The sequence below is a fragment of the Methylobacterium sp. BI1 genome, assembly GCF_056680125.1.
In genome coordinates, this window is sequence record NZ_CM155267.1 from 3,915,378 (window position 1) to 3,927,391 (window position 12,014).

At 67.3% G+C, this 12,014-nt stretch carries 9 protein-coding genes; 4 read left to right on the forward strand and 5 right to left on the reverse strand.

Annotation, left to right across the window (positions count from 1 at the left end):
- Positions 1-110 precede the first annotated feature (110 nt).
- Together AC1MGR_RS18520 and AC1MGR_RS18525 are read left to right on the forward strand one after the other, a co-directional pair.
- Positions 111-1,070 carry a transporter gene (locus AC1MGR_RS18520; protein ID WP_108034386.1) on the forward strand — a complete coding sequence of 320 codons (960 nt, stop codon included), beginning with the start codon at positions 111-113 and terminating at the stop codon, positions 1,068-1,070.
- A 256-nt stretch (positions 1,071-1,326) separates the two neighbouring features.
- Positions 1,327-1,905, forward strand: coding sequence for a fasciclin domain-containing protein (locus AC1MGR_RS18525; protein WP_480232504.1), 579 nt, complete (start codon positions 1,327-1,329; stop codon positions 1,903-1,905).
- 94 nt (positions 1,906-1,999) lie between these two features.
- Here the strand turns inward: AC1MGR_RS18525 and hflX are convergent, their stop codons facing one another.
- The 4 genes from hflX to AC1MGR_RS18545 all read right to left on the reverse strand — a co-directional run bounded on the left by hflX (position 2,000) and on the right by AC1MGR_RS18545 (position 7,674).
- Positions 2,000-3,415 carry a GTPase HflX gene (gene hflX / locus AC1MGR_RS18530; protein WP_480232505.1) on the reverse strand — a complete coding sequence of 472 codons (1,416 nt, stop codon included), beginning with the start codon at positions 3,413-3,415 and terminating at the stop codon, positions 2,000-2,002.
- Positions 3,416-3,528: 113 nt separating this feature from the next.
- Positions 3,529-3,783, reverse strand: a complete 255-nt coding sequence (gene hfq, locus AC1MGR_RS18535; RefSeq protein ID WP_009866358.1) for an RNA chaperone Hfq — start codon at positions 3,781-3,783, stop codon at positions 3,529-3,531.
- Between the two features lie 154 nt (positions 3,784-3,937).
- A complete protein-coding gene (ntrX, locus tag AC1MGR_RS18540; RefSeq protein WP_108034383.1) occupies positions 3,938-5,308 on the reverse strand; it encodes a nitrogen assimilation response regulator NtrX in 1,371 nt (456 codons plus the stop codon).
- On the reverse strand, positions 5,305-7,674 hold the full coding sequence (locus AC1MGR_RS18545; RefSeq protein WP_480232506.1) for a sensor histidine kinase NtrY-like: 2,370 nt from the start codon (positions 7,672-7,674) through the stop codon (positions 5,305-5,307). The genes ntrX and AC1MGR_RS18545 overlap by 4 nt, the downstream gene beginning before the upstream one ends.
- Positions 7,675-7,877: 203 nt before the next feature.
- Between AC1MGR_RS18545 and AC1MGR_RS18550 the strand changes: the two genes are divergently transcribed.
- Both AC1MGR_RS18550 and oxlT read left to right on the forward strand, forming a co-directional pair.
- Entirely contained in the window at positions 7,878-9,476 is a 1,599-nt protein-coding gene (locus AC1MGR_RS18550) for a gamma-glutamyltransferase family protein (RefSeq protein ID WP_480232507.1), read from the forward strand.
- A 99-nt stretch (positions 9,477-9,575) separates the two neighbouring features.
- Positions 9,576-10,850: an oxalate/formate MFS antiporter gene (oxlT, locus tag AC1MGR_RS18555; RefSeq protein ID WP_108034380.1), complete on the forward strand. Its 1,275-nt coding sequence runs from the start codon at positions 9,576-9,578 to the stop codon at positions 10,848-10,850.
- 171 nt (positions 10,851-11,021) lie between these two features.
- Here the strand turns inward: oxlT and AC1MGR_RS18560 are convergent, their stop codons facing one another.
- Complete coding sequence (locus AC1MGR_RS18560) at positions 11,022-11,915, reverse strand: LysR family transcriptional regulator (protein ID WP_480232508.1); 894 nt, start codon at positions 11,913-11,915, stop codon at positions 11,022-11,024.
- Positions 11,916-12,014: the final 99 nt, after the last annotated feature.

Sequence of the window (12,014 nt, forward strand, 5' to 3'; positions counted from 1 at the left end):
GGGGGCCGCCGAACCAACTGCAAACAAGCTGCGAACAAGCGGCGCATCGGCAGAATGGTTCGGACGGCTGCGTGGCGGACGCCTGAAATCCTTGGGAAGGAAGAGTAAAAATGTCGAAGAACTGGCTCGTTGCCGGAGCGCTCGCGCTCACGGTCGGCATGACCGCCACCGCATCCTACGCGCAGACCACGACGGTTCCGGGTGAGCAGGTCGGCTTGGCCACCGGCGCTCCGCTGCCCGAGGGCATCTACGCGCTGAACACTTTCGTCTTCCAGTCGCGTGACAATCCGTCGGCCGTCGACGTCGGTGTGAACATCCCGGTGCTGGTCTGGTCGACCCCGTTCGTCCCCTTTGGCGGCCGTGTCGAGCTCCTCGTCGCTCCCCCGACCGTGTTCGCGTTCGGCAAGCGCGGTGGCCCCACCGGCGTGCGTGATCTGTCGATCAACGTCGGTACCTTCGTCGGCGGTATCTGGGCCTTCGATCTGGGCGGCGGCTTCGGCGTCAGCTTGCTCGGCGGTGTCTACCTGAACGAGCTGAACGGCGATCGCGGCGTTCTGGTGCAGAACAACGGTGTCCTCGGCGCCGGCGCTGTGCTCCCCCAGCTCTCCTCGAACACCTACCGCGCCGGCATCGCAGGCAGCTACACGGCTGATGGCTGGAACATCACCGCCAACCTGACCGCCAACTTCTACGACTCGCCGTCGTCCTTCGGTGGTGGCCGGAACTTCGGGACCGTCTACACCCTGTCCGACTCGCTCAACCTCGACCTGACCGCGACTAAGAAGTTCGGCAAGTTCGAGATCGGCGCCATCGCCTACGGCACCGTCAACTTCGACACCAGCCTCGGTCGCGTCGGCACCGTCAACGCCGCCTTCAACGATCGCGGCCGGTTCCTCATGGGCGGCCTCGTCGGCTACGACTTCGGGCCCGTCACCGCGCAGGTCTACGTCGCCCGCACCGTCGCGACCACCAGCTTCGACAGCACCGAGATCTCGGGCCGCCTGATCGTGCCGCTGTACTCGCCGACCCCGGTCGCCGCCGCTCCCGCGCCGATCATCCGCAAGTACTGATCCGATCTTTTGCGGCGGGGCCTGGCTCCGCCGCCGATAGGATCAGGCAAAGCCCGTCCGACACCTGTCGGGCGGGCTTTCGCTTTTTCGGCGGTGGCGACATTCCGAGCGCGAATTCGAGCCGGAGCCTTGTTCCCGAGCGCGACCCCAACCGGTCGGCCATGCAATCCGCCCGTCTCTGAAACTTTTCCCGGCCGTCCTCCGTACCGAACGACGACCCCCACGAAAGGGGCAATCGTTTGAGAGGATACGCTTCATGATCACTCGTCACGCCCATCGCCCGGTGGCTTCCAAGATCGCCGCCGTCGTGCTCGCCTTCTCCGTCGGCGCCGCCTTCCCGGTTGCGGCCTCCGCCAAGAACCCGATGGTCGGCGGTGCGCCGATGTACGCTTCGAAGAACATCGTCGAGAACGCGGTGAACTCGAAGGATCACACCACCCTGGTCGCCGCCGTGAAGGCTGCCGGCCTCGTCGATACGCTGGCCGGCCCCGGCCCGTTCACGGTGTTCGCGCCCACCAACGCCGCCTTCGCCAAGCTGCCGGCCGGCACCGTCGAGACCCTGGTGAAGCCCGAGAACAAGGCGACCCTCACCAAGATCCTGACCTACCACGTGGTCCCCGGCACCTACACCGCCAAGGACCTGATGAAGCTCGCCAAGGACGGCGGTGGCGAAGCGCAGCTGAAGACGGTCGAGGGCGAGCCGCTGATCGTTCAGACCAAGGGCAAGAAGGTCTACGTGACCGATGCCAAGGGCAGCACCGCCACCGTCACCACCGCCAACGTGATGCAGTCGAACGGCGTCATCCACGTCATCAACGGTGTGCTCCAGCCCTGATCGTTCCGGGCCCGTCGCGCGACTGACGGAAACGCCCGCGATCCGGAAGGATCGCGGGCGTCACCCTTTTCAGATTGGACGAAACGAGGGAGCGTCAGCTCACCCGGTTCAGGCGGCGTGCGCCCTCGAAACGGTTCAGGAACCGCGGCTCCTTCTCCGGAGCGATGCGAATGGCGAGGTGCATCGTGCCACCCTCCTCCTCACGCCGGTCGAGCACCTCGGCATTCTCGTAGAGCCAGTGAAGGGCAGCGCCGTCCTCCGGCGGCAGGATCACCGCGAAGGTCGAGCGCTGGCGCGCGATTCGTGCCTCGATGCGCGCCGTCAGGACGCCGAGCCCTTCGCCCGTGAGCGCCGAGACCAGGACCGGGGCATCGCTGTCCCGATCGCTGCGCCCATGCCCGCTGAGATTCAGCAGGCGTGTCCGCTCGTCTGCATCCAGAAGGTCGGCCTTGTTCCAGACTTCGATGATGCGCGAGGCCGAGGTCTCGATCCCGAGTTCGCGCAGCACCGAGCTCACATCCTCCGCTTGCGCGGCACTGTCGACGTGGGAGACGTCGCGAACGTGGAGCAGGATGTCTGCGTGGATCACGTCCTCCAGGGTCGCCCGGAAGGCCGCGATCAGGGAGGTCGGCAGTTCCGAGATGAAGCCCACCGTGTCGGAGAGGATCACCGTCTCGCCATGTGGCAGCTTCGTGGCCCGCGCCGTCGGGTCCAGGGTCGCGAACAGCATGTCCTGCGCCATCACCTGCGCCTTGGTGAGGGTGTTGAACAGCGTCGACTTGCCGGCATTGGTGTAGCCCACGAGGGCGACGATCGGGTACGGCACCCGGGCGCGGCTCTGCCGGTGCAGGCCGCGGGTCCGGGTCACGCTGTCGAGTTCGCGCTCGATCTTGGTCATCCGTTCCTGGATCATGCGGCGGTCGGCCTCGATCTGCGTCTCGCCGGGACCGCCGAGGAAGCCGAATCCGCCGCGCTGGCGCTCCAAGTGAGTCCAGGACCGGACCAGCCGACTTTTCTGGTAGGCGAGATGGGCGTGCTCGACCTGCAGCGTGCCCTCGCGAGTCGAGGCGCGGCGGCCGAAGATCTCCAGAATCAGGCCGGTACGGTCGATGACCTTGCAGCCGAAGGCCTTCTCGAGATTGCGCTGCTGCACCGGCGACAGGGCGCAGTCCATCACGACAAGACCGATCTCACGGGCACGAATCACGCCGGCCAGCTCCTCGACGCGTCCCTTGCCGAGATAGGTTGAGGGGCGGATCCGCTGCACCGGCGCTACGATGGCCTCGACCACATCGAGTTCGATGGCGGCCGCGAGGCCTGCGGCCTCGTCAAGCCGCGCCTCGGTGGAGCGCAAGGCCTCGGGGCTACCGTTTGCGTTGCCCCGGGCCGCGGCGGCGACGCGGCCGAGATAGGGTCCGACGACGAGGGTGTGGGTTGCCGCCGCGATGTCACCCTCGGGGGCGGCCATCGCCTGGAGCCGGGCTTCGCCGGGCGTCATCGGTTCAGTCATGAAGTTCTTTGTTCAACCCTGTCCTGCGTGTCTTCAGGACAATGGGCGTTTGCCGGCCCCAGACAAGGGCGCGGCAAACCTTTCCGGTCGGCCGGACGCAGTTTCCTATGCGCTCAGGCCTTGTCCGGCGCCGTCTCGTCCGGTTCGAACAGCTGAACCGGATGCCCCGGCATGATCGTGGAGATCGCGTGCTTGTAGACAAGCTGCGAATGACCGTCCCGCCGCAGGAGCACGCAAAAGTTGTCGAACCACGTCACTACGCCCTGGAGCTTGACGCCGTTGACGAGGAAGATCGTGAGCGGAATCTTGTTCTTGCGAACATGGTTCAGGAACGTGTCCTGGAGGTTCTGAGCGCGCTCGCCCGCCATTTTTTCTTATCCTTGGTTCGCATCGCCGCCCGCCGTGATGACGGGTTCTCGTCCGTTGGTCTCGCGTGCCCCGACGCGCTGCGCAGCAGAGCACCGGTGCAGGAACATTACACGTGTATCGCGGCTACGATGCAAGTGCATCGCCGTCGCGTTCTCAGGGGCCGATGCCGAGCGACTTGAGTTTTCGGTGGAGCGCGGAGCGCTCCATGCCGATGAACTCTGCCGTGCGAGAAATGTTGCCGGAGAACCGGGCGATCTGCGCGATCAGGTACTCGCGCTCGAAGATCTCGCGCGCCTCGCGCAGCGCCAGGCTCATCAGCTTCTCGCCGCCCGAGCCGTTCGGCGTGGTCGGCACCAAGGCGCCGATCTCGGTGGGCAGCATCTCGGAGGTCACCTCCTGATCCGGATCCGTGTGGGTCAGGATCATCAGGCGCTCGACGTTGTTGCGCAGCTGGCGGACGTTGCCGGGCCAGTCGTGCGACTGGAGGACCGCCATGGCGTCCTCGGCGATGCGCCGGCGCGGCAGTCCCGTGGCCCCCGAAATCTGCTCCATGAAGAAGGTGATCAGCTCAGGAACGTCCTCGCGTCGCTCCGACAGGGACGGCACCCGGATCGGCACGACCGAGAGGCGGTGGAACAGGTCCTCGCGGAACCGGCCCCCGGCGATCTCCTCGGCGAGATCGCGCGACGAGGACGAGATGATGCGCACGTCCACGTGTACCCGCGTGGTGCCGCCGACGCGCTGGAAGTTCTGATCGACGAGGACACGCAGGATGCGGTTCTGGGTCTCGCGCGGCATGTCGGCGACTTCGTCGATGTAGAGCGAGCCGCCATGGGCCTCCTCGAGAGCACCGACCCGGCGCGCCCGGCCCTCCCCGGCTTCGACGCCGAACAGCTCGGCCTCCATCGTGTCCGGCGTGATGGTGGCGGCGTTGATGACCACGAAGGGTCCGTTCGCCCGGGCCGACATGGCGTGCAGGGTGCGCGCCGAGAGCTCCTTGCCCGAGCCCGGCGCTCCGAGGATCATCACGCGGGCATTGGTCGGCGCCACTCGCTCCACGGTCTGGCGCAGCTGGTTGACCACCACCGAGGCGCCGACGAGCCGGCTCGCCTGGCCCGACCGGGCCTTGAGGTCGCGGACCTCGCGCTTGAGGCGGGAGGCTTCGAGGGCGCGCTCGGCCACGAGGATCAGGCGGTCGGCCTTGAACGGCTTCTCGATGAAGTCGTAGGCGCCGGCCTTGATCGCCGCGACGGCCGTCTCGATGTTGCCGTGGCCCGAGATCATCACCACCGGCAGGTCCGGATGGCCGGCCTTGATCTGGTCAAGCACCTGGAGGCCGTCGAGGCGCGAGCCCTGCAGCCAGATATCGAGGAAAACGAGGTGGGGCCGGCGCGACTCGATCGCCGCCAGGGCTTCGTCCGAACCGCCGGCGGTGCGGGTGCGATGGCCTTCGTCGTCGAGGATACCGGCCACGAGGTCGCGGATGTCGGCTTCGTCGTCGACGATCAGGATATCGGCGCTCATGACTGGATCTCCGCGATTGGGGGGGCCGTCCGCGCGGCGCCCTTCTCATCCTGCGCGGAGGGTTTGCCCTCCGGCGGCGTGTGGTTGGCTGAGTCACGGACGGGGGCGACGCTGGTGTCGCGTGGGACGCGCAGGCGCACGCGCCCTCCCCGACCTTCCGGATTGTCGTTCAATTCGATCCCGCCGCCATGCTCTTCGAGGACTTTGCTGACGATGGCCAGCCCCAGGCCGGTGCCACCCTCGCGGGTGGTCATATAGGGCTCCAAGAGCCGCTGACGCCCCTCGGTGGGAAATCCCTTGCCGTTATCCGTGACTTCGATGACCACGAACCCCTCTTCGAGGACGAGGCGTACGTCGACCTTGCCCTGCCCGAGCTCGGCCTCCGGCACGGCCTGTACTGCCTCGACGGCGTTCTTCAGGATGTTGGTGATCGCCTGGGACAGCAGGCGGATGTCGAAGGCTGCCAGGATCGGCTGGTCGCCGTCCTCGCCGAACGAGAAGTCCATGTCGGGATGCGCGACGCGCATCATGAACAGATTCTGGCGGGTGATTTCGCTGAGGTCGTTCTGCGCGATCGCCGGCTTGGGCATCCGCGCGAAGGACGAGAACTCGTCGACCATGCGCTTGATCTCGTCGACCTGGCGCACGATCGTCGCCGTGCACTGGTCGAACACCTCCTTGTCGGTGGTGATAACCTTGCCGTACTTGCGCCGGATGCGTTCGGCGGAGAGCTGGATCGGGGTCAGCGGATTCTTGATCTCGTGGGCGATGCGCCGGGCCACATCAGCCCAGGCCGAGGTGCGCTGGGCCGAGACGAGGTCGGTGATGTCGTCGAGGGTGACGACGAAGCCGCGGGCGCCGCCCTGGGCCTGCTCGCTGGTGACCCGCACGGTCACGGTGCGCTCGCGGCCGTCCCGCGTAAGCTGGATCTGCTGCTGCATCGTGCGCAGTCGCGCCTCGCCGCCTTCCGGGAACAAGGCCTGCAACTCGGGCACCACCTGAGTCAGGGGTTTGCCGACGATCTCGTCGGCCGAGAGCCCGAGGGTGCGCTCCACCGACGGATTGGCGATCGTGACGTGCCCCGCCGCGTCGACGCCGAGGACGCCGGGCGAGACGCCGGCCAGCACGGCCTCGGTGAACCGACGGCGCCGGTCGATGAGGTCGCTGGCCGCCGTCAGCCCGTCATGCTGGCGGCGCAGCTCCTGTGTCATCTTGTTGAAGCTCTCGGACAGGTGCGCGAGGTCGCCGTCGCTCTTCCGGGCCGGGACCTGGGCGTAGAAGTTCCCCGAGGCGACCTGATCGGCGGCGTTGATCAGGCGTCGGATCGGCGCAACGAAGCGGTTGGCGAAGTTCAGGCCGAACCACACCGCGGAGAGCAGGGCGATCAGGGCGATCAGCACGAAGACCGAGGCGAAGCTGATCTGGATCGAGCGCTTCAGCGAGTCGTAGGTCAGGTACTCGGCGGCGGCGGCCCGCGACACACCCGGAAACTCGACGGCAAGCTGGCTCACCTCGCGCTGCACCAGCAGCACGGCACCGTCATAGGCGGTCATCCGGAAAAGTGCGGCGAAGATGCGCCCCTCGCTCGGCACGAGGCAGATCGGATCCGTCGATTTTGCCGCGTCCTCGAAGGCGGCCGCCGAGGGCAGGCGCCGTTCTTTCAGGGCGTCGATACTGGCGCGCGCCACCACCTCGTTGGGACCGCGCATGATCTCGGCCACCGGCAGGCCGAGGGCCGTGGCACGGGTGGTGAGGAAGCTTTCGAACCAGGCACGGTTCACGTCGAAGTTCGGCCGCGCCCGTGTCAGGTCGTCAGCGAGGATGCGGATCTCGCGGGCGAGGCTCTGGCACTGGTTCTCCTGGTAGGCGTCGGCGACCTCCACCGATTTAAGCACCACGTCTCGGACTCGGTCGGTGAAGCCGAGCGACAAGCCGCGATCGATGGTCACTGCCGCCACAACCGCCAGGAGCACGGTCGGAAGGATGGCGATCAGGCTGAACAGCCCGACGATGCGGGTGTGCAACCGAGCCACCGCGGCATTCGTCCGCCGGGCATAGAGAAAGACCCGTGCCTCCCAGGCAATGATCACGACGAGGCCGAGGACGAGGAAGACGTTGATGCCGAGAAGAGTCAGGCCCACCGTCGGTGTCGGCGTGACCCGGATCACACCGGCCAGGATCAGGAAGGTGGTGATGGCGGAGACCAGAGCCGTGATCACCACCAGCGCACCGAGTAGACCCGGGCCGCGCGGTGGGGAACGCACAGAGGCAGGTGTTGGCTCGGCCCCGTCTGTTTCCGCCGGATCGGCGGAGCCTGAACCCTCCCAGGAGGGCTTGGAAATGTGGGACGAGCGGAGCCACGGCATCGCTGATGCGTCGCCACAACAGTGTGGCGAAATTAATACGAATCGAGCGCGGCGCTGGTCCGTAATCCTCTAGAACGACAGGCGGTGCGGAGGAGCCGCTGCGTCCGTTCATGGCGGCGGGCCGGCCGTCCTGTCTGTCCAGGATCGATCGACGCCACGCGAAAATACATTATTCTTCGGCTCAACCTCACGCAGAGATCACGATGTCCAACACCCCCGTCTTCGCCTCGGCCGCGGTCGCGGCGCCCCACCGCCTCGCGGCTCAGGCCGGGCAGCATGTCCTGGCGCAGGGGGGCAACGCCATCGAGGCGATGACGGCCATGGCCGCCACCATCGCGGTGGTCTACCCGCACATGAACGGGATCGGCGGCGACGGCTTCTGGCTGGTGCGCGAGCGCGGCGGGCGGGTGCGCGGCATCGAGGCCTGCGGCCCGGCCGGGCGGAACGCGACGATCCAGCGCTACCGTGAGAAAGGCTACGAGGTTCTGCCGTCGCGGGGACCGGACGCGGCGCTCACCGTAGCGGGTGCCATCGGCGGCTGGCGCCTCGCCCTCGACCTGTCGAAGGCTTTGGGCGGTCGCCTGCCCCTCTCCACCCTGCTCGCCGACGCGATCCGCCATGCCCGGGACGGTGTCGCGGTCTCGCCTTCGGAGGCCCGCTACGTCCCGAAGGAACTCGATACGCTCCACGACCAGCCCAACTTCGCGGAAACCTTCCTCGACGGTGGCGAGCCGTTCGCGGCCGGCGCCCTGCGCAAGCTGCCGGCGCTCGCCGGCACCCTGGAGCAGCTCGCCCATGCGGGCCTCGACGACTTCTACAAGGGGGACCTCGGGCGCGAGATCGCCACGGACCTCGACCGCCTGGGGACGCCGATGACCCGGGCCGACCTCGAAGCCTACGCGCCGCGCGAGCGCGCGCCGCTCTCGATCCGCCGGCGCGATGCGACGCTCTACAACTTCCCGCCGCCCACCCAGGGCATCGCCGCTCTGCTGATCCTCGGCATCTTCGACCGCCTGCGGATCGAGCGACCCGAGACCACCGCGCATTACCACGGGCTGATCGAGGCGACGAAGCGCGCCTTCGCCATCCGTGACCGGATCGTGACCGACTACGATCGGCTGGCCGTCGACCCCGCCGGCTTCCTGACGCCGGAGCGCCTGGACCGCGAGGCGGCGCAGATCGACATGCGCCGGGCCGCCAGCGTGCCCCTGCGCAATCCCGGCGAGGGCGACACCGTCTGGATGGGGGCCATCGACCGCGACGGCCTCGCGGTGTCCTACATCCAGTCGATCTACTGGGAATACGGCTCCGGCATCGTGCTGCCGAAGACCGGCATCCACTGGCAAAACCGGGGCACGTCGTTCTCCCTCGATGCCAAGGCGGTGAACCCGCTGGAGCCCGGCCGCCGACCGTTCCACACCCTCATTCCGGCCCTCGCCTGCTTCGACGACGGCCGCGTCATGTCCTACGGCAGCATGGGGGGCGATGGGCAGCCGCAGTTCCAGTCGCAGATCTTCGCGCGCTACGCCGACTACGGCATGGACCCGGCGACCGCCGTCGATGCCCCGCGCCTGCTTTATGGCCGGACCTGGGGTGCTGAGTCCCTCACCGTGAAGGTCGAGGACCGCTTCGACCCGGCCTGTATCGCCGCGTTGCGCACGCTCGGGCACGAGATCGAGGAACTCGGCGGCGCCTACATCGACTCCCTCGGCCATGCCGGGATGCTCGTGCGTCACCCGAGCAATGGCTCGGTCGCCGCGGTGCATGACCCGAGATCCGACGGAGGTTCGGAGGGGCTGTAACTTGCGCTGACCTTCGCGGCTGGGTTGCGCCATTAGGTCAGGCGAAACAATGACTTGGCATCATCCTTGCGAAGGCGCGTCCGTCGCAAGGAGCGAATAATGGATACGACCCTCTCCCGCCAACGCTGGCTGCAACTCGGCCTCGGGCTGATCGCCATGATGGCGATCTCCAGTCCGCAATACGTTTGGACGCTCTTCACCAAACCGCTGATCGCGACGACCGGCTCGACCCTGCCGCAGATCCAGTGGACCTTCACGATCCTGATCGTGCTGCAGACCTTCTTCTCGCCGGTTCAGGGCTACCTGATCGACCGGTTCAGCCCCAAGCTGATGATCGCTCTCGGCGCTGCCCTCTCCGGCCTCGGCTGGGTTCTGGCCGCCCGGGTCGATACCCTGCTGGGCGTCTACGCGACCTATGGATTGTTCTGCGGCCTCGGCACCGGCATCGTCTATGTTGGGATCGTCGGCCTGATGGTGAAGTGGTTTCCCGACCGGCGCGGCTTCGCGGTCGGCGTGGTCGCCGCCGGCTACGGCATGGGCGCCATGCTGAGCACCTTCCCAATCAGCGACATGCTCGTGGCCGACGGCTACCGCCATACGCTCACGGTCTTCGGCATCGTGCTCGGGGCGATCGGCGCCCTGGCGGCCCTCGGCCTGCGTGCCCCCCGGGCCGGCGAGGTGCTGCCGGCGCCCGCCGTCAACCTCTCGACCTGCGTGCACGACACGCCCCCGAAGGTGATGCTGCGGACCCCGCTGTTCTGGCTAATGTTCGTCATGATGACGATGATGTCGACGGGCGGCCTGATGGTGGTAGCCAACTTCGCCTCCTTCGCCCGTGACTTCGGCGTCGCCGACGCGATCATCTTCGGCTTCGTCGCCCTGCCCTTCGCGCTCACCTTCGATCGCATCACCAACGGTCTGACCCGTCCGTTCTTCGGCTGGGTCTCCGACAAGATTGGGCGCGAGAACACGATGGGCATCGCCTTCGCGGCCGAGGCGGCGGCGATCGCCCTGCTCCTCGTCTTCCGGGAGAACGCCTACGCCTTCGCGCTTCTCTCCGGCGTGGTATTCTTCGCCTGGGGCGAGATCTTCTCGCTGTTCCCCTCGATCCTCACGGACACGTTCGGGACCAAGCACGCCACGACGAATTACGGCTTCCTCTACATGGCCCAGGGCATCGGCTCGCTCTTCGGCGGCCCGATCGCGGCCTGGATCTACGCCGTGCAGGGATCGTGGCTGCCGGTCTTCGCGATCATCATCACCCTCGACGTGCTGACCGCGATCCTCGCCTACTTCGTGCTGAAGCCGATGCGCCGGCGCTGGCTCGATGGAAGTGCCGAGCCGGTCCTGGTGGGCAAGCCCGCTATGGCCTGACGGGCGCCTCAGCATTGGGAAGCCGGCGACGCGGACGGGGCGACCCGTCCGCGTCCTGCTTTGAAGTGACGCTGCCCAGGCCTAGCAGGCCCGGCAATCGGACGGCCTGCCGCCCGGGCCATCGCCCCGATTCCACCCTCGACCTCCGTGGAGGGCGGTCTCGCGAGCCGATCAGGTCGAGCGGGGCTCGTACCGCCACGGCGTATCCGCGAAGGCGCGTTCCACGAAATCGACGAAGGCCCGGATCCGCGGGCTGAGGTTCCGCCGCTCCTGATACAGGACGTAGATCGGCTCCTCCGTCTGATCCTGTTCGTCCGGGAACAGCCGGACGAGGCGGCCGGCGTGCAGGTCGTCGCTGATATGGAACTCGGCGAGGCGCACGATCCCGGCTCCCGCCCGCGCCAGTGCCAGGAGCATGTCGCCCTGGTTGGCGATGATGCCGCCCTCGTCCGTCGGGGCGCCGACGACCGCCGACCAGGAATTCCATCGCGTCTGCATCGAAAAATTGAGGCACTCGTGACGGCCGAGATCCGCCGGCGATGCCGGGGACCCCCGTTCGGCGAGATAGGCGGGAGACGCGCAGATAACCCAGCGGCTGCTGGCGATGCGCCGGGCGATCAGGCTTGAGTTCGGAAGGTCGCCGCTGGCAATTGCGACGTCCGCCTGATCGTCCAGGGATGCGGTTCGCTCGTTGCTGAGGACGAACGCGATGCGCAGGCGCGGGTAGAGGCGGCGAAACTCCGGGATGATCGGGGCGAGCTGATAGCGCGCGAAGGTCGGTACGCAGCGAATCCGGAGCATTCCGGTCGGTATCGCGGAGCCGATGGCTTCGGCCTCCTGCATCGCGTCCAGGACGCGGCGCGCCGCGTCCAGGAAGTGTTCGCCCTCCGGCGTCAAGCGCATGGTTCGGGACGAGCGCTGCAGCAGGCGCCGGCCGAGACCGTCTTCGAGACGCGCGATCGTTTTGCTGACGCCCGAGGGCGTCAGGCCCAGGCTGCGGGCCGCCGCCGAGAAATCGCCTTCCTCCGCGACCCGCACGAAGGTTGTCAGATCTCTGAACTCCATGCCCCGGCCCACCTCATCTGTGAACGGTGGTCATAGAAGCTCTGACCCTGGCCGGATAGATCCGAGACCAGTATTCGGCCCACTATCTCCGGACCGAAG

Excerpts from the sequence above, each read along its gene's own strand:
- AC1MGR_RS18520 (WP_108034386.1), top strand. The coding sequence starts at position 111 with ATGTCGAAGAACTGGCTCGTTGCCGGAGCGCTCGCGCTCACGGTCGGC.
- AC1MGR_RS18525 (WP_480232504.1), top strand. The coding sequence starts at position 1,327 with ATGATCACTCGTCACGCCCATCGCCCGGTGGCTTCCAAGATCGCCGCC.
- hflX (WP_480232505.1), bottom strand. The coding sequence starts at position 3,415 with ATGACTGAACCGATGACGCCCGGCGAAGCCCGGCTCCAGGCGATGGCC.
- hfq (WP_009866358.1), bottom strand. The coding sequence starts at position 3,783 with ATGGCGGGCGAGCGCGCTCAGAACCTCCAGGACACGTTCCTGAACCAT.
- ntrX (WP_108034383.1), bottom strand. The coding sequence starts at position 5,308 with ATGAGCGCCGATATCCTGATCGTCGACGACGAAGCCGACATCCGCGAC.
- AC1MGR_RS18545 (WP_480232506.1), bottom strand. The coding sequence starts at position 7,674 with ATGCCGTGGCTCCGCTCGTCCCACATTTCCAAGCCCTCCTGGGAGGGT.
- AC1MGR_RS18550 (WP_480232507.1), top strand. The coding sequence starts at position 7,878 with ATGTCCAACACCCCCGTCTTCGCCTCGGCCGCGGTCGCGGCGCCCCAC.
- oxlT (WP_108034380.1), top strand. The coding sequence starts at position 9,576 with ATGGATACGACCCTCTCCCGCCAACGCTGGCTGCAACTCGGCCTCGGG.
- AC1MGR_RS18560 (WP_480232508.1), bottom strand. The coding sequence starts at position 11,915 with ATGGAGTTCAGAGATCTGACAACCTTCGTGCGGGTCGCGGAGGAAGGC.